The 17,684-nt window shown below is 47.7% G+C and carries 11 protein-coding genes and 1 pseudogene; 7 read left to right on the top strand and 5 right to left on the bottom strand.

What is annotated here, in order from left to right; translation table 11 throughout:
* Position 1 precedes the first annotated feature (1 nt).
* The 4 genes from AC5JQI_RS03965 to AC5JQI_RS03950 are packed head-to-tail and all read right to left on the bottom strand — an operon-like array spanning position 2 to position 8,480.
* Complete coding sequence (locus tag AC5JQI_RS03965; RefSeq protein ID WP_493913813.1) at positions 2 to 4,705, bottom strand: RHS repeat-associated core domain-containing protein; 4,704 nt, start codon at positions 4,703 to 4,705, stop codon at positions 2 to 4.
* 12 nt (positions 4,706 to 4,717) lie between these two features.
* Positions 4,718 to 5,074 carry a DUF4150 domain-containing protein gene (locus tag AC5JQI_RS03960; RefSeq protein ID WP_493913812.1) on the bottom strand — a complete coding sequence of 119 codons (357 nt, stop codon included), beginning with the start codon at positions 5,072 to 5,074 and terminating at the stop codon, positions 4,718 to 4,720.
* Positions 5,067 to 6,284, bottom strand: a complete 1,218-nt coding sequence (locus tag AC5JQI_RS03955) for a DUF2169 family type VI secretion system accessory protein (protein WP_493913811.1) — start codon at positions 6,282 to 6,284, stop codon at positions 5,067 to 5,069. Before AC5JQI_RS03955 ends, AC5JQI_RS03960 begins: the two co-directional genes overlap by 8 nt.
* A 15-nt stretch (positions 6,285 to 6,299) precedes the next feature.
* Positions 6,300 to 8,480, bottom strand: coding sequence for a type VI secretion system Vgr family protein (locus AC5JQI_RS03950; protein ID WP_493913810.1), 2,181 nt, complete (start codon positions 8,478 to 8,480; stop codon positions 6,300 to 6,302).
* A gap of 1,362 nt (positions 8,481 to 9,842) precedes the next feature.
* Between AC5JQI_RS03950 and AC5JQI_RS03945 the strand changes: the two genes are divergently transcribed.
* On the top strand, positions 9,843 to 10,835 hold the full coding sequence (locus AC5JQI_RS03945) for a linear amide C-N hydrolase (RefSeq protein WP_493913809.1): 993 nt from the start codon (positions 9,843 to 9,845) through the stop codon (positions 10,833 to 10,835).
* 278 nt (positions 10,836 to 11,113) lie between these two features.
* Here AC5JQI_RS03945 and AC5JQI_RS03940 read toward each other — a convergent pair.
* Positions 11,114 to 11,311 (bottom strand): annotated as a pseudogene (locus tag AC5JQI_RS03940) (transposase); the annotation flags it as partial.
* A gap of 417 nt (positions 11,312 to 11,728) precedes the next feature.
* Here AC5JQI_RS03940 and AC5JQI_RS03935 point away from each other — a divergent pair.
* The 6 genes from AC5JQI_RS03935 to cyoE all read left to right on the top strand — a co-directional run bounded on the left by AC5JQI_RS03935 (position 11,729) and on the right by cyoE (position 17,654).
* A complete protein-coding gene (locus tag AC5JQI_RS03935) occupies positions 11,729 to 12,496 on the top strand; it encodes a nucleoside-specific channel-forming Tsx family protein (RefSeq protein ID WP_493913808.1) in 768 nt (255 codons plus the stop codon).
* Between the two features lie 350 nt (positions 12,497 to 12,846).
* Positions 12,847 to 13,827, top strand: a complete 981-nt coding sequence (gene cyoA, locus AC5JQI_RS03930; protein ID WP_237385471.1) for a cytochrome o ubiquinol oxidase subunit II — start codon at positions 12,847 to 12,849, stop codon at positions 13,825 to 13,827.
* A gap of 4 nt (positions 13,828 to 13,831) precedes the next feature.
* Positions 13,832 to 15,814 carry a cytochrome o ubiquinol oxidase subunit I gene (cyoB, locus tag AC5JQI_RS03925; RefSeq protein WP_237385472.1) on the top strand — a complete coding sequence of 661 codons (1,983 nt, stop codon included), beginning with the start codon at positions 13,832 to 13,834 and terminating at the stop codon, positions 15,812 to 15,814.
* A complete protein-coding gene (locus tag AC5JQI_RS03920) occupies positions 15,814 to 16,425 on the top strand; it encodes a cytochrome o ubiquinol oxidase subunit III (RefSeq protein WP_493913807.1) in 612 nt (203 codons plus the stop codon). The genes cyoB and AC5JQI_RS03920 overlap by 1 nt, the downstream gene beginning before the upstream one ends.
* Positions 16,425 to 16,757, top strand: a complete 333-nt coding sequence (locus AC5JQI_RS03915) for a cytochrome o ubiquinol oxidase subunit IV (protein ID WP_092548292.1) — start codon at positions 16,425 to 16,427, stop codon at positions 16,755 to 16,757. The genes AC5JQI_RS03920 and AC5JQI_RS03915 overlap by 1 nt, the downstream gene beginning before the upstream one ends.
* Positions 16,758 to 16,769: 12 nt before the next feature.
* A complete protein-coding gene (gene cyoE, locus AC5JQI_RS03910) occupies positions 16,770 to 17,654 on the top strand; it encodes a heme o synthase (RefSeq protein WP_493913806.1) in 885 nt (294 codons plus the stop codon).
* The last annotated feature ends 30 nt before the right edge of the window (positions 17,655 to 17,684 follow it).

The raw sequence follows: 17,684 nt of genomic DNA, 5'->3' as shown, positions 1-17,684 counted from the left end.
ATTAATCAAGAGATCCTATAACATTTGAACCATCAGGATATCTATTTCTATATCCTGCACTTTGTTTTCCTATGCGAAGATTAATAGCTTCTTCCCATGTAGATGGTGTGCCTTTCTTCGTTGTAAAACGTTCGACAAATTCTGTTGGTAGTGGTGATGAACCACCATGAATTCGGGCTTTAACATTAACATCAGCCCTTGATGCAGCTAAAACCCTAGTGTTATCTATTGTCGTCAGTCCGCCATCTTTCATTCTAACTACATCAATCGGATCACCTGCCCAACCTTTAGCTTTCATGCTTTGAGTTATTTCAGCAGCACCATTAACAGAATTCTGGCTAAACCTGATAGTCCTTGGATCTAGCTCAACTACCTCTGGTAGGGTACGCGGTTTGGGTGCTCCAGCATCCCCTTTATTCCCAATCCCACCTGCCAGACCGTAAGGATCTACCCATTTCGCTGGGTTATGCACATACCCATACGGATTCACCCCGCCCAACAACCCAATCGGGTCTGGAGAGATATACTGCCCAGTCTCCGGCGAGTAATATCGAAAACGATTATAATATAACCCGCTCTCTTCGTCCTCGAATTGCCCCATGAACCGCTGGTTACAGTTAACATGATAATCCGGGTTATTGGAGGCAATCACCTGCGATTTCTCCGCTTTCCCCCATGTTGTCAGCCGCTGCGCCCAGACCAGAACCCCTTCCTCGGACAACATTTCCCGCGGCGTACCCTGATGGTCACTGACAATATAGTGCAGCTTGCCTTTTTCAACGCGGGCTGACGGTGTTAATGCACCGGGTTCATATAACCAGCGGATACGCTGACCTTCCGCCGGCGTGCCATCGGCGTAAACCGGGGTTTCCTCAATCAGCTGGTCGCCGCTCCACAGATATTCCTGCCCGGTAATAGCCTCGGCTCTGGGCGCTAAATCCGGTTTCCCGGCCAGCCACAACTGTAAATTAGCCGCTGCCAGTTTACCATCGTGCACTTTCAGTTTACGGATCCGTCGCCCGAACGCATCGTAGCGATAATGCCAGCGTGAGCCGTCCGGGGTTTCACAGTGGGTCAGCTGGTTTTGCGTATCCCAGCGGTAACGCCAGATTTGCGGGCGGAACCCGTCCCGCTGTTCGGTTTTTTCGACCAACCGGCCGTTATCATCGTAAATATAGCGGACATGGCCCCGTTGTACGACCCGTCCGGCTTGCTGACGTTGGGCAATATGATCCACCGCGCCCCGTGCATCGGGCGGTAAATGTTGGCTCAGATTGCCGTTGGCATCATAGCTGAATTGCTCTTCATGCGGACGCGTACCCTCGAACAGGGTATGCAGGATCTGGTCGTTGGTATTGTAACGGTAGCGGGTTTGCCCCCAGCGGCTGTCGTCAATCACCCGCACATTGTGAGCACGGTCATATTGCCAGCTCCGGTTGACCGCAGAGGCTTGCGGCGGAAAATGTGGGTCATTTTGTGCCAGCGTTTCTCTGAAAAATGGGGTGGCCTGCCCGGCAGATTGATGTGCCAGCAGTCCGGTTGCAGTATAGCGGCTGGCAAGAATAAAGCCGTTGGCGCTTTCCCGCACCGTTTCTCGTCCCAAAACATCATGCCGGAAGGTCAGTGGTGAATGCTCGTTAAGCTGAAAGTGATTCAACCCCCCCGACAGGTTATAACCGAAGTGCAGGGTATTGCCCTCCACACTCTCACTGACCGGCCGTCCGGTCAGGTCATCCCATTTGCGCGTGATTTCCCGTCCGTTAATGCGCTCACAGATGGGCAGACCAGTGGTTTTGTCATACTCATACTCAACGATGGCATCGGCATTAGTGGCTTTCACTAATTGATACCGTTTGTTGTATTCGTAAGTGGTGGTATCTTTCAGCACCAGTTGGTTTTCTTCCGGCTGCCAGCTTTCCTGTCGGACCAGCAGGCCCGCAGCGGAATAATGCCAGCGAAGTTGCTGGCCGTCGGGATATTGGATCAGTGTACGGCGCCCCAGCTTATCGTACTGATATGCCAGTGTTCGCCCGGTAAAATCGGTTTCCCGGATAATCTGACCCGCGGCATCCCGCTCATAGCGGTAAGTTTCTCCCGTGGAGGCGGTGACCGAATTCAGCCTGGTCAGACGGTCATAGCCAAAATGCAGGGTGGTGCCATCCGGGCGGGTCATTTGGGTCAGCAGGTCAAACGCGCCATAGGTGTAACGGGTAGTGCGACCTTCTCCATCTGTGACTGCCGACACGCGGTGCTCGCTGTCATATTCCAGCTTTTGGGTGACGCCATCAGCGAGGGTGATTTCACTCAGGCTACCATTATTGAGGCTGGCATGGTCGGGGCTGTACTGATAACGGGTTTCCTGTTTCAACGCGTCGGTCAGGCGGATCAAGCGACCCAGCGCATCCAGCTCCAACCCGTTGGTTTCGCCGTCCGGTGTCATTACGGCGGCAAGGCGCTGGTGCTCGTCATAGGCATAATGCCATGTTCTGCCGTCCGGCAGCAGACGCTTGCGTAATTCACCGTGGAGACCGTACTGGTATTCTTCTTTGTGCCCCAACGGATTCGTCAGTGCGATCAGATTGCCCTGTTCGTCATAATGCCATTGCCAGCGTTCGCCGGTCGGCAAGATACTTTCGATAAGCTGACCATGCTCGTCATAATCGTAAGAAAAGGTATCGCCCGTCGGCAGTTTCACTTCGGTCAGCGCACCGTCAGGGTTGTAATCGAAGGTGGTCATCTGGCTCGCGGGATCGCTTTCCCAGACTATTTGGCTGTGATGCCACTGGCGGCGGGTAATGCGGCCCAGTGGGTCCACTTCCCGTATCACCAGCCCGTTCGAGTCATAATGGTAGTGGCTTTCACTGCCTTCACCGTCCAGATAGGTGGTGATGCGGGCGTTGTCATCATAGCGGAAGCGGTCATGCCAGTAACCACTAGGGGAATAAGTGCTGATGACACGCCCTCGTTCATCATAAGTGAGGTGAAAATCCGTCTGGTCAGTATCATGCCAGCGGGTCATCCGCCCCAGGGGATCGTACTCATGCCACAAATGGTTATGTTGGAAAACCTCACATTCGTTCAGGTAGCCGTGCGCGTCATAGTGGCACGACACCAGCCGCTGGGTCGTCTGCCCTTCCAGCAAATCCACCGTCCGCAGTTGGTTATTCTGATAACTGAGTGCCAGCCGTACGCCATCATTGCGGCTGACCTCAACCAATCGAGCGTGTTTGTCGTAAATAAAATCAATCCGGTTCTGGTGGCGATCTATGATGGCAGATAACTTACGGCAGGTCTCCATTGTTTGATTGAAATGGTAGGTTAACTGGGATTGGCGGTCGGTCAGGTGCAGTTCTCCGTTGAGTTCACCTGTTAGTATGTAATGAGGAATGTGTTTATTGCGGGCCTGCACCGGATTGTCAGGGGTGGCGAAATCGTAAACTACTCCATCGACATCAGTAAACAGGACTTCATGGTTACCGATGACCAGTTGTCTCGACCAATCATCGGCCCATTTCGATCCAAACAGACCGTTGTGTTTAGCGGTGGAGCGATAGGAACGGGTTAGGGTAATGGGCAACAGTCCGGGAATGGCGATAACTGGCCATTCCTGCAAAAAATCACCGGTCGCTACATCAACTGGCTCACTTTTCTTGGTACAGGTTCCATTGCAATTGCCGTCTTTGTTATTGGATGGGGTGGCATCATCCTTCGGTTGCTCTTTTTGGAGTTTTACTTCCGGGGTATCTTTCGGTTGGGTTTTGATTTTACCGCCAACTGGGGGTTTGACGTTTTTAACCACCAATTTCGCGCCTTGTTTGATTACTCCTCCTATTCCAGTTACCCAATTAACACCATCAGCGAACAATGCCCCACCTTGTTCCGCCTTATCCTTAATGTCGAACCGGATGGCATCCACATGGCTCAGCTCCACAGCCTTATCGACAACTTTGTTTAATTTATCCGCCGCGGCAAGGGCAGTATCGCCTATTGTATCGGCTCCTGCGTATTTCAATACCGTACCCGATGCGGACATCACGGTAGCCGGTCCCCCGGTTACCGCCCGAAAGGCGAATTCCCCCAGATCAGGCACCGTATTCCACATGCCTTTTGCGGCACCAATGGCGGCCTTTCCCGGATTATCCCAGGCGGCACTCAGTTTTTCGCCGGCTTCTTCCCCCCATTTTGTCACGTCCTTTTTGGTTTCATCCCACCAGTCTCCGGCTTTGTCCAAAAATCCTTTTTCCTGCTCAGTTTCTGGTGTGACGGCAGCATTCGCTTCATGTGGCGGTGTCACCCCCTGTGGTGCCTGTCCGACGATTTTACCGAACGTGTTGCCCGTCCCGCTCGGACTGTCATCGCGCGCTTTGGTTGGCAGCGCGTCATTGTGTTTGGGATGCGTATCTTCTTCTTTTTCCTCGTCCCACTCTTTCTTGGGAAACTCACCGCTTTTGAATTTTTCAACGGTATTTTGAGCTGTTTGCTTAAACTCCTGCGCGGCGAAGTCCGCATCCAATTGATTGTAGTAAACGTCTAATTCGGGGTCGGCACCGTAATCCCCGTAAAAACGCGAGCTTTGCCGGTATAACGTATCCACATTGTTGAGTGCTTTCTCCGCCTCAGCCTGTGTGCGGAGGTTAAATTCCTTACAATATTTTTCGGCTCTCACATCCGTGTTATCCGGGGTGACGATCATCTTGTTTGACATCCGTATCCCTCCTTATGCTCCGTTCATCCAGAATTCATCCCCGTGGCGCAGCACCAGCTTGTTACCGGCCCGGACAGTTTTTGTATGGGCTTTGGGATGGCACTTCGCACCCACGGTGCCACTTTTCACCCCGTTGGCCACGCCGGGTTCATCCCCGAGGGTTTGCGGCACAAAACTCTGGGCGAAGACGACCACCGGCTGACCATTGGCACGTACGGAAGGAATGGGGGCATCACTGCTGGCCAGTTTCGCAATAACCGGATACGGGATCGGCGGGGTTGACGGACCCATCGGGGTTTTGCACACGTCCGGCAGCATGCCGATTATCAGCCATTCGCCTGCGGTGCGGGCAATGTAGTTATCAGCCATCCTTTTTCTCCTCTTCCAGTGGAGCCAGTTTGAGCAACGGGGCATCGGGGTCGGTTTCAAACCTCGCTTCGGCAACTCGTACAGGCAAGTCGGTTTTAAAATTCAGTCGGCAGGTGATATGCAGCGTCATGGCCTCGCTATCAAGGATCAGCGTATCGAGGCGCATCGGCACGGGGAGCAACGCCCCTTCCTCCATCCGCAGCAGGATAAACGGGCGGTGCCCCGGCAGGGTGACATGCAGGTGACCACTGGGCGTCATTCCCTGCAGGGTCAGCGAAATGTCGGGATCAGGCCAGTCTATCTGTTGGTCAGCGGGGGCACCGTTCCAATACCTGAAATCAAAGTCTTTGGGCAGGTAAGGGTGACGGTGGGTGAGCCAGTCATCATCGTACGTGCCGGCAAGCTGGCGGCGGGGCAGCCACGGTCGGCCGATAAAGCCCATGCTCTGCGGTTGGCAGGCGGATGTATCAGGAGGCAACGTTCCCCCCAGTTGAGCGACAAAATGCTCAACGGTAAACGGGGCATCCGGCCGGGTAATACGCGGTGCCGGGTAGTGGGTGAGTTGTTTGGCCTGTGCATACCACGGTGTGATAAATCCCATACCCAGCGGATTGCTTTCACAGACGGCGTGAGCAACCGGGGCATTTTCCCCGTCCGGATGCTGCTGACGCTGTTCCGGGATCAATCGGTCACTTTCTTTCAGGTGTTCGCTCGCTTTGTCGTCGGTCTGAATTTTGCATTCGCCGCCAAAGGCGTAGCGATAATCCAGCGGTAATGTTGCAAAAGGTTTCGGGTCAGTCAGTTGCCAGTGACCGCCAGCATCACGGATAAATTCCCGTTCACCGGTGACGGTCAGGGTTTTGTCGAGCAGGGGCTGACCCTGCTTGCTCTTAACCTGCAACTGAATAGGAAACTCAGTGCAGGGCCGGTTATCCGGCGCATAAGCCGTGCCGTTGACAATCACGTCACAGCGCGGTTTAAACGGCGCAAGGTCACTCTCCTGCAACACCGGCGAGGCATTCATCAGCCCCCGGTACTCATCTTGTAAACACAAGGGTGGGGCGGGCAGGAGTTCAGCACTGTATTCCCCCTGTCCGGCAGGCAGCAGCTGGTAGCCGATTTTCATCACGGCCACGTGGTGCTCCACATCCTCCACATCCAGCATGGAGTAGTTCATCACTGCAAAGGGGGTCAGGTTACGAAATTCCATCTCAATCCGTCCTTTCTAGTTCAGGTCGATATCTTTACCGGTGATTTGCACCGGACCACTGGCCTCAAATTTGAACTCACTGCCCTGAAGGGTGATACGTCCGGCACTGTCCATGCGTAACACACTCTGGCCGCAGCGCAGCTCAATCACATCCCCGACGTTGATGGAAAGGGTATTGGTGATGGTTTCTGCCTTGTGCGCACCAACCTCAATGAGGTAGTCCTTGCCGGTGATCAGTTTGCGCACCTCCTTCACCGTTTCCGTGCTGTTGAGCGTGACCGTTTCCTCTTTGTTCTCATTGACCGTGATAGTCTGGTTTTTCTCCACGGTCTCGCTGTGGTTGGCAAGCACATGGGTATCCCGGTTATTGAGCACCTTGGTGTACATGTCTTTCTGCGCGTGCAGTGACAGCAGTTCGCTGCCCTTGGCATCCTCAAACAGCAGTTCGTTGTAGCCTTGTCCCTTATGGGTTTTGGAGCGGAACGCCATCTGGGTTTTGCTGCCCGGCAAAGCCCCCGGCGGGATGTTGCTGGCATGGTAAGTCCGCCCGGTCACGATCGGCTGGTCGGGATCTCCGTGCAGGAAATCCACCACCACTTCCTGTCCGATGCGCGGGATGGCGAGCATCCCCCAGCCCTGACCGGCCCACGGCTGGCTGACCCGTATCCAGCAGGAACTCTGGTCGTTGGATTTACCGTAGCGATCCCACGGGAATTGCAGACGCACGCGCCCGTACTGGTCACAGAAGATTTCTTCGCCGGCCGGGCCGACCACCTTAGCGATTTGTGGGCCATCCATCACCGGTTTGGGCAGTGGTGCCGGACGCCAGTTCTGATTCTGGCGGATAAAGTAGAAGTGGCTGTGCAACGTGGTGCCGCTGTCGCCGGTTGTCGTCTCAAGGGCACCCGGCTGGCTGCCGCTGTGGCTGGTGGAAACGGTCTGCCATGACTGATTCAGGTCTGCCCGTGGATGGTTATTAAGGATGAACAGTTTGCCCGGTTGCAGGGCTATCGCATTGCCGCTGCCCTGTCCGGTTACGGCGTCGCTGCGCAGCGCCTCCAGCCGGTAGCGGGTAAAATCCTTGCCATGCACCTCGTCCTTGAAGCGGCCGGGGTAGTCGTAGTGCTCGTAGTACAGTTGTTGCAGATTTTCATCCCGCATCTGCTGGTGAAATTCCGCCGGCCACGCCGGGTTCTTGAAGGTGTAATCCTTAAGCTGTACCTGAGCCGGTCGTATCTGTGCGCTGTAGGTCAGACTGCTGATGGCAGGTTCACCCAATGCGCTGGCTTCACCGGTCTGATAAGGGATCATCATGCCCGGCGGCACGGAACCGCAGTCGTCGGCAAAGACCAGCGTGTTGCGCCCGTTACTGCATTCGAAGAAGTAGAAAATGCCTTCTTCCGCCGTTAACCGTTGCAGGAAGGCAAAGTCACTTTCCTGATACTGCACACAGAATTCGCGCGCCGGATGAGGGTGGCGCAGGCTGAAGATCACATCGCGGATGTTGTGTTCTTTCAGGATAGTCGTGATGATGGTGGCGATATCCTGCTGCTGGAAAATGCGCGAGTTCTGCCGCAGGGTCGTGCGCCACAGGTCAGGCCGGATAGTCATCTGGTAAGTGGTCTGGTGCAACCCGGTGTTACCCTGCTCAAAGCGGGAAACGATCCCCGTGATGCTGCGTTGTTCGAGACCGTTTTGCAGAATGGTCAGTGTGGCGGTGCGATCCAGTACGGCCGGAAAGTCGATAGCCGGATCGGCACTCGCCAGTCCCACACTCAGACTGAACGGCTGGGAAAAACTTTCGTTCAGGGTGAAATCGGTCACGACAAACGTCTGCGGCAGTAAGCCACCTGCGGTCAGGGTAAATTGCAGGCCACTCGGGTCACGCCCGCCCATCAGCATCTGCCCGACTTTTTCCAGCGCTTTGGCGGCGGCATTCTGCCCCCCGGCTGAGCGTTCTGCCAGCCCCTTTCCACCGGTAAAACCGCCACCGTGGATTAAGCCTGTTGTGCCTGACATGCCGCTGCCTGAATTGCCGCCTATTCCGCCGGCAAAACCCCCGCCCGGAATTAAGCCTGCCGTTCCTGCAATACTGCCACCTGAAATGCCGCCGTTTAATTTACCTGCAATCTGTTTTACTTTCTGAACAGTCTCTTTCCCTTGCTTCAATTTAGTGATGTTCTTCTTTATTGACATGGTGTGTCTCCCTGAGAGGATGGAACGTTATGTCATAGGCTTTCCCGCCTGATAACAACACAGGCCATAACATTCGGGTACAAGATTTAAATCTAACTCACATTGTCTCCGACAAATTGGTTAATTCAGAACGCAATACGTTGTTTTTCGATAATTTGATGGGACTCTGTGTCCGAATATATCGGCGGATTCGTGATAAATAAAATGGGGGCAATAATAAATAACACAGCAGTAAAGGCCAAATTAAATCAAGTGAAATAAAAAACGGCATTCGACAATGGCAGCGTAAAAAATTAAAATGATTGCCGTTTCAGAATAATATTCTTAGATAGAACATATAATTAGTGCATAAAACCGATTAATGTTTATCCATAAAAGGTGTTTTTTCGTAATATCATGAAATAAAAATAAAAAAATGGGTAACGGCTTTGGCAAAATCATGATCATTTTGATTTTATGCGTTCGATCACAAAAAAGACTATTTTCAGCAATGAGGTTTTTTATTTTCTGTCTTTTTGTTTAATAAAAAAGCGTAACAATGAATGGTATATTCGCATTTAGTATATAAATGCCCGTTATTCCTTCAAATGAAAATAAATATTGCGATGTTCTAAACTCTAAATGGAAACAGACAAATTAATATTTGGCATATTCAACAGTGAGTAAATGACCTTCTTTTAGTATTTCCGGGAAACAGGAATTCTGAGGTGGGATATTGTTTGGCTTGGTGCTCTAAGATTTCGGTGGCGGACTTACATAACGGGATCACGTGATAGTCACTATTTTTTGAAATATGAGATGGCTCTGTCTGTGTGTTATTCTTTTTATCTCAGTTATCTCTTGTATTGGTCATTATTTCCCAAGGACGCTGACCACCCGTGAAGATACAGAGTAATCGTAATCGAGTGTAATCTGAATGGATTGGAAATACTCCCGACGAAATACGAAACAGCTTTAGAATTGATTTCACCCCACGACAGGAATTGGTCCAGTGCGTTATCTACACCCTCTTGACGCGGAACGACAGTTACAGGGTTTTAATCAAGCCCATAAACAACCTTTTTAATTTTCTGAATAATTGCGATTTTACCATATACCATAAGCTGATACTTCAGCTGTTATGTGATTCAATGAAATTAATTTGTAGTTCAGAATAATCCTTTCATGCGGCATGGCATCGAAATTATTTATAGGAGGAAGAGATTTTATTAATTTCCATTCAGTCATTTTATGTCATTCTTCTTAAATTCGTGAGAGAATCATCTATATATCTATCATTAAATTTAGGCATAAAGTGTAGGAAAATAATTTCTATAAGGTGAAGAAATCTATCTATTTTCACTTTTTATCTTAGGAGATGACATGTGTACTCGTATAGTTTATTTAGGTAAAGATGAACAAACCATCACAACAAGAACGATGGATTGGAAATTAGAAATCGAAACAAATTTATGGATATTTCCACGAGGCATAAACAGGGATGGTATTGCAGGCCCTAATTCTATTAAATGGAAATCTAAATATGGTAGCGTGATTGCATCTGGCTACGATATTTCAACCACAGATGGTATTAACGAAAAAGGTCTTATGGCTAACTTATTATGGTTAGCTGAATCTAAATATCCACAACAAAATGATAAGCGGCCTGCATTATCAATTTCATTGTGGGCGCAATATATGCTAGATAATTACGCGACAGTAGCTGAAGCCGTCGAATCACTGAAAAAGACACCTTTCGTAGTGATGACGGATAACGTGCCGCACCAAGACCGTTTAGCGACATTGCATTTATCATTATCAGATGCGAGTGGTGATAGTGCAATTATTGAATATATTGACGGTGAACAAGTGATTCATCATAGCCGTGAATATCAGGTGATGACGAATTCACCAATATATGAAGAACAATTGGAATGGGACAAAATTTCGAACCCTGAGGATCTTCCAGGCTCCAATAGTTCTGAGGACAGATCTGCTCGCGCTCAATTCTATATTAATGCTATCCCACAAAAAACGACACCCAATAAAGCCGTTGCTGGTGTGTTCAGTGTAATTCGTAACGTTTCGGTTCCTTACGGGTTAAATTTAAGCGAGTCTCCAGAAATTTCATCAACACGTTGGCGGACATTGGCTGATCATAAACGCCAACTCTATTTCTTTGAGTCTGTACTAACACCGAATATTTTCTGGACAGATCTAAAGAAAATCGATTTCTCAGCCGAAACCGGTAAAGTGAAAAAACTGGAATTAGGTAAAGAACAAAGCAATATTTTCTCAGGTGATGCCACTAAAGATTATGTTGATAGCGAACCTTTTGAGTTTCAAGGGCTATCTGATAAGCAACTCGACCATTAAATTTTATGGGTACCTGTAGGAGAGTATAAATGCCCCACGGTCTTTTATGCTCTCGGAGTAAAGGCTAAATTAAATCAAGTGAAATAAAAAACGGCATCCGACAGTGGCAGCGTAAAAAGTCAAAATGATTGCTGTTGCAGAATAATATTCTGAGATAATATATATTATTAGTGTACAGAACCACTTAATGTTTATTCGTAAAAGTCCCCTTTCATAGAAGGGGGCATTGATTTCGCCCCAAAGAGGCGCTATGAGTTCAGATTTTGAGTGCCTTCACTTCACATCCCTTCCAGCAATAATTGATTGTCCTCATGTTCTTGCTTCTCTTGGTACTTCACATACTTCCTTATCATTTTTTCATTTATACCCACGGTATCTACGCAGTAATCCCTTGCCCAAAAATGATTTCCCCACAGCTTTTTCTTTCTCAAATAGGGAAATTTATTAAATAGCCGAATAGCTGTTCTACCTTTTATCTTGCTATCGGTAAGGAGTAATCCAGCCGTAATTACGGGTGATCTAATGGGTGTCTTAGTGGTGAAGTAGTATGATAGAGAATGAAACCATTTAATATGTAAAATTTATTTAAAATCAAAAAGATGAAATGTAATGAAATCGATAGAAATCACCTAAAATTACCCTTCTAAACCGTAGGTCACAGGTTCAAATTCCGTAGGGTTTTTTCATTAAGCGGTGCTCATTGTGCGGTATCGATGCTATTATGGGCATAACTCAGTCCTATGGGGGATTTTTTTGGTTTGGCGATTAATCAGATTGCTCAATTCGGATTGAGTTCCCTGCCCGTGATCTATTATTTGGAACAGCTATTTAGTATTTTATTTCTAACTATTCGAAATATTTTTAATCACTTTAAAACCATATAAAGGGAATTTATGAAAAGACATATTTTAACACTCACTACAGTTGCCGCTGCCTTGGTTTCTGCTTCAGCTAGCGCGGAATACCAAAGGGGGTTTGCCAATGCCAGCATGAACTACCTTGATTGGAACAACCACACTACACAAAAAACTGGGCAAACCTCCCATAAAGATGACTTTGCCTATTTGGAACTGGAAGGCGGTGCTGATTTCAGCTGGGGAGAGCTATATGGTTTCGCTGATTTAGAAAATCCATTTAACAGTAAAACTGCACAACCGGGTGATAACCAACGTTACACCTTTAAAACAACAAGCCGTTTCTATCTGGGTGATACTGGTTTCAACCTCTATGGTCATGTCTATGGAACCTATTCATTACCAGGCAAAGCAAACGGCGGAAACTTCCATGAAGTCAATACACTCTATGGATTGGGCTATAATACAACGCTTGCAGGTTTATGGCTCAAACCGTTTGTCGCCCTGCACTATGTTGACCAAACTTTCTACTCAGGAAATAACGGGTATGTCGTAGGTTGGGTAGCAGGATACGATTTCAACCTGTGGGAACAAAAATTCAGTGTCACAAACTGGAATGAAATTGAGTTGAACCGCAATAAACGTTACGGTAACGGCGGACGCGAAGGCGTGAATGGTGCTATTGCATTATGGTGGACTCCACATTCCTCTTTCACAACCGGCATTCAATACCGCTATGCAGATAATAAATTGGGAGAAGACTTCTGGCAAGATGGCATTGTTTACAGTGTGAAATATAATTTCTAATAACTAATTTTTCACTGGGCAGCTTCTGGCTGCTCATTGTTCCCAAGAAATAATAGTTATCTTATCGTTTACGACGCGTATGAAAGTTATTTTTTCTTTTATTTTAATAAAAATTATACCTTAAAAAATAGATAGTTAGACATTAAAAAATGTCTATTTTGATTTTTTGGATTAGATAACCACTCAAAATTAACCTTTTATTAAAGTTAGTATTACATGTGATCCCCCTAGCATAAAAAGCCTACAAGCTAACCTGCTTCCATTACAATTGTTTACACTCCGGTAACCTTACCGTAGAATGCCCCCACTGATGAAACGACAATAAAGCTTTTGTTATCTGGGGTCGCTCAATGAGACTTATGAAATACAAAAAAACTATTGGGTTATCGTCACTATTCGCAGCCATTTTAATGCTAAGTGGTTGCGATATGGTATTGATGAATCCCAAGGGGGCGATCGGCGTTGAGCAAAAAACGCTGATACTAACAGCGTTTGGCCTGATGCTGATCGTTGTTATTCCGGCAATTGTAATGGCAATCATTTTTGCCCTACGTTACCGGGAAGCCAACAAATCTGCCACTTATCGTCCAAACTGGGCACACTCAAATAAAATTGAGTTGGTTGTCTGGACTGTGCCTATTCTGATTATCATCACTTTGGCAACGATTACATGGAAAACGACTCATGAGCTCGATCCATATAAGCCATTGGACAGTGATGTGAAACCGGTAACGATTGAAGTTATTTCGCTTGACTGGAAATGGCTGTTTATCTATCCGGAGCAGGGTATTGCAACTGTAAATGAAATTGTATTCCCTAAAGACGTGCCAATTAACTTCAAAATCACTTCTGACTCTGTGATGAACTCTTTTTTCATCCCACAGTTAGGTGGGCAGATTTATGCAATGGCAGGTATGCAGACCAAACTGCACTTAATTGCTAACTCTGCAGGTAAATACGATGGTTTCTCAGCCAGTTACAGTGGTCATGGTTTCTCCGGCATGAAATTCACTGCAACGGCAGCTGAGGATCGTGCAGGTTTTGAAGAGTGGGTGCAAAAAGTTAAAGCCTCACCTAAAACCCTGGATACCGTGCAAGCATTCAATGAGTTAGCTAAACCTAGCCAAAACAATCCAGTTGAATACTTCTCAAACGTGAAACCAAAACTGTTCCAAGAAACTATCGCCAAATTTATGGGTGATATGGGTCATACTGGTATGTTTGGTATGTCTGACCATGGTAAATCTGGTCACGAAAAAACAGAACATGGTGAAGCTGCGGGTCATAATATGAATATGAGTCAGCCGGCTCATGCAGGTGTTGAGGAATAAAGACATGTGGGGAAAATTAACACTGGATGCGATCCCATTACATGAACCCATTATTGTGGTGACATTGCTTGGGATCTTGCTTGGGGGACTGGCAGTTGTTGGTACCTTAACTTATTTCCGTAAATGGAAATGGCTCTGGAGCGAATGGTTAACCAGCGTTGACCATAAAAAAATTGGTGTCATGTACATCGTCGTTGCCATGGTAATGATGGTTCGTGGTTTCGCTGACGCCATCATGATGCGCGGACAGCAAGCCCTTGCTTCCGCAGGCGAAGCAGGTTTCCTGCCCCCGCACCATTATGACCAGATCTTTACCGCTCACGGCGTTATCATGATCTTCTTTATGGCAATGCCTTTCGTTGTCGGTCTGATGAACATTGTTGTTCCTCTGCAAATCGGCGCACGTGACGTTGCATTCCCATTCTTGAACTCTTTGAGCTTCTGGTTGTTTGTTGTTGGTGTCGCACTCATCAACATCTCTCTGGGGATAGGTGAGTTTGCACAAACTGGTTGGCTGGCATACCCGCCTCTATCCGGTCTGGAATATAATCCTGGAGTTGGGGTTGATTACTGGATATGGAGTCTTCAGCTTTCCGGTGTGGGTACATTGCTGACAGGTGTTAACTTCTTCGTGACCATCCTGCGCATGCGTGCCCCAGGTATGTCCATGATGAAACTCCCTGTATTTACCTGGGCTTCATTGTGCACCAACGTACTGATCATTGCTGCGTTCCCAATCCTGACAGTCACTATTGCGTTGTTAACTCTGGATCGTTATCTGGGCACCCATTTCTTTACCAATGATATGGGTGGCAACATGATGATGTACATCAACCTGATTTGGGCTTGGGGTCATCCTGAAGTTTACATTCTGGTTCTGCCAGTATTTGGTATCTTCTCTGAAGTTACTGCAACCTTCTCGAAAAAACGCCTGTTTGGTTACACCTCACTGGTATGGGCGACAATTGTTATTACCATCCTGTCGTTCATTGTATGGTTGCACCACTTCTTTACCATGGGTTCTGGCGCGAACGTTAACGCCTTCTTTGGTATCGCCACAATGATTATCTCGATCCCAACCGGGGTTAAGATCTTCAACTGGCTGTTCACCATGTACCGTGGTCGTATCGAATTCAAAACCCCAATGCTGTGGACTGTCGGCTTCTTGGTCACTTTCTCCATTGGTGGTATGACCGGCGTTCTGCTGGCGGTACCTGGTGCAAACTTCGTTCTGCACAACAGTTTGTTCCTGATTGCTCACTTCCATAACGTAATCATCGGTGGTGTTGTATTCGGTTGCTTCGCAGGTACTACTTACTGGTTCCCGAAAGCGTTTGGTTTCACACTGAATGAGAAATGGGGCGTCCGTGCATTCTGGTTCTGGATCTCTGGCTTCTTCGTTGCCTTCATGCCTCTATACGCACTGGGCTTCATGGGTATGACCCGTCGTCTGAGCCAAGATATCAATCCAGAATTCCACTCTATGCTGGTTGTTGCAGCTGGCGGTGTAGTCTTAATCGCCTTGGGTATCCTGTGTCAGATTATCCAGTTCTACGTCAGTATCCGTGACCGTGATCAAAACCGAGATCTGACTGGTGACCCATGGGGTGCCCGTACTCTGGAATGGTCAACTTCATCTCCACCTCCGTTCTATAACTTTGCTGAAGTTCCACATATCCAGACTCGTGATGCATGGTGGGATATGAAAGAAAAAGGCACTGAATATAAGCGCCCTGCTAAATATGAAGAAATTCATATGCCTAAAAATACAGGCGCAGGTGTGATTATCAGTGGATTCTGTTTGGTATTAGGCTTTGCTTTGATCTGGCATATCTGGTGGATGGCTATCGCAAGTTTCGCTGGTATCATCATCAGTTGCATCGTGAAAAGCTTTGACGAAGACGTTGATTATTACGTCCCTGTAGCTGAAGTCGAGAAAGTTGAAAATCAGCGTTACGAAGAACTGAGAAAGGCAGGTGTGAAATAATGTCGACTCAAACCCTTAATAACACAGCCGCCCATGACGCTCATGGGCACCACGATACAGGAGCCAACAAAATATTTGGTTTCTGGGTCTACCTGATGAGTGACTTGGTTCTGTTTGCAAGTCTGTTCGCTACCTATGCAGTGCTGGTTAATGGCACTGCTGGTGGCCCATCTGGTAAAGATATTTTCGAACTGCCATTTGTACTGGTCGAAACCTTCTTACTGCTGTTCAGTAGTATCACCTATGGTTTCGCCATGCTGAGCATGAACAAAGGTAAAGTCGCTCAAGTTAACTTGTGGCTATTTGTTACCTTCCTGCTTGGCCTTGGCTTCGTTTCAATGGAAGTGTATGAATTCCATAAATTGATTACGGAAGGTGCTGGTCCTCAAACAAGTGCATTCTTATCCGCATTCTTTGCACTGGTTGCTACTCACGGTCTGCACGTCACTTTCGGCCTGATCTGGATTATCATCCTGATGATTCAAGTTTCACGCCGTGGCCTGACTGATGTGAACCGTATGCGCCTGAACTGCCTGAGCCTGTTCTGGCACTTCCTTGACGTTGTATGGATCTGTGTATTTACTGTCGTTTATCTGATGGGAGCTATGTAATGAGTCATCCAAATACTTCTCATTCCGGCGCCAGCCACGGTAGTTTCAAAACCTATATGATTGGTTTTGTACTGTCAGTCATACTGACCGTGATCCCATTTTGGATGGTGATGGAAGGCACAGCTTCCCACAGCTCAATCCTCGTGACAGTAGTTGCGATGGCTGTCATTCAGATTTTTGTTCATTTTATCTGCTTCCTGCATATGAATACATCGTCTGAAGAGCGTTGGAACCTCGTTGCTTTATTATTCACATTATTGGTCATCGCTATCGTTGTTGTTGGCTCCCTGTGGATTATGTACAACCTGAACATCAATATGATGGTTGATTAAGGGTTGATTTGAATGATTAAGCAATACCTGCAAGTGACCAAACCAGGAATTATTTTCGGGAATCTAATTTCTGTGATTGGTGGTTTTCTACTCGCTTCCAGGGGCGTCATAGATTACCTCTTATTCTTTGCAACGATGGTCGGGGTATCGCTGGTAGTTGCATCAGGTTGTGTATTCAACAACTATATCGACCGCGATATCGACCGTATAATGGAAAGAACGAAAGAAAGGGTCCTTGTGAAAGGGCTTATCGATCCGAAAATCAGCCTGATTTACGCCTCAGTGTTAGGTATTGCTGGCATGGTGCTGCTCTATGTAGCAGCCAATGCATTAGCAATGTGGTTAGCTTTTATCGGATTTGTCATTTATGTCGGGGTTTACAGCCTCTACATGAAACGGAAATCTGTTTATGGCACGCTGGTTGGTAGCTTGTCAGGCGCAGCACCACCAGTGATCGGTTACTGTGCAGTAGCGGGTCATTTTGATACAGGCGCGCTGATCCTGTTGTTGATCTTCAGCTTGTGGCAGATGCCCCATTCTTATGCGATTGCTATTTTCAGGTTCAAAGATTATCAAGCGGCTAACATTCCAGTATTACCTGTGATTAAAGGTATTTCCGTCGCGAAAAACCACATCACACTGTATATTCTGGCCTTTACCATTGCTACATTGATGCTGACCATTAGTGGCTATGCAGGTTATAAATACCTCATCGTTGCTACTGCGGTGAGCATCTGGTGGCTGGGGATGGCATTATCTGGTTATAAAACCTCTAATGACCGTCTTTGGGCCCGTAGGTTATTTATGTTTTCTATTATTGCTATCATGTCATTAAGTGTCATGATGTCTGTAGACTCATCAGCATCTCCAGAAAACCTACTGACTTACGTCTGGTAATATCAAAGATGGCAGGCTGAAACCTGCCAT

It is taken from the genome of Xenorhabdus sp. XBWT, assembly GCF_059072735.1.
The sequence above is the reverse complement of the archived record's forward strand: the minus strand, read 5'-3'. Positions and strand labels throughout refer to the sequence as shown.

What these genes read in the sequence shown, in the direction of transcription:
- cyoB (WP_237385472.1), top strand. Translation starts at nt 13,832, where the DNA reads ATGTGGGGAAAATTAACACTGGATGCGATCCCATTACATGAACCCATT.
- cyoA (WP_237385471.1), top strand. Translation starts at nt 12,847, where the DNA reads ATGAGACTTATGAAATACAAAAAAACTATTGGGTTATCGTCACTATTC.
- AC5JQI_RS03950 (WP_493913810.1), bottom strand. Translation starts at nt 8,480, where the DNA reads ATGTCAATAAAGAAGAACATCACTAAATTGAAGCAAGGGAAAGAGACT.
- AC5JQI_RS03935 (WP_493913808.1), top strand. Translation starts at nt 11,729, where the DNA reads ATGAAAAGACATATTTTAACACTCACTACAGTTGCCGCTGCCTTGGTT.
- cyoE (WP_493913806.1), top strand. Translation starts at nt 16,770, where the DNA reads ATGATTAAGCAATACCTGCAAGTGACCAAACCAGGAATTATTTTCGGG.
- AC5JQI_RS03960 (WP_493913812.1), bottom strand. Translation starts at nt 5,074, where the DNA reads ATGGCTGATAACTACATTGCCCGCACCGCAGGCGAATGGCTGATAATC.
- AC5JQI_RS03955 (WP_493913811.1), bottom strand. Translation starts at nt 6,284, where the DNA reads ATGGAATTTCGTAACCTGACCCCCTTTGCAGTGATGAACTACTCCATG.
- AC5JQI_RS03915 (WP_092548292.1), top strand. Translation starts at nt 16,425, where the DNA reads ATGAGTCATCCAAATACTTCTCATTCCGGCGCCAGCCACGGTAGTTTC.
- AC5JQI_RS03920 (WP_493913807.1), top strand. Translation starts at nt 15,814, where the DNA reads ATGTCGACTCAAACCCTTAATAACACAGCCGCCCATGACGCTCATGGG.
- AC5JQI_RS03965 (WP_493913813.1), bottom strand. Translation starts at nt 4,705, where the DNA reads ATGTCAAACAAGATGATCGTCACCCCGGATAACACGGATGTGAGAGCC.
- AC5JQI_RS03945 (WP_493913809.1), top strand. Translation starts at nt 9,843, where the DNA reads ATGTGTACTCGTATAGTTTATTTAGGTAAAGATGAACAAACCATCACA.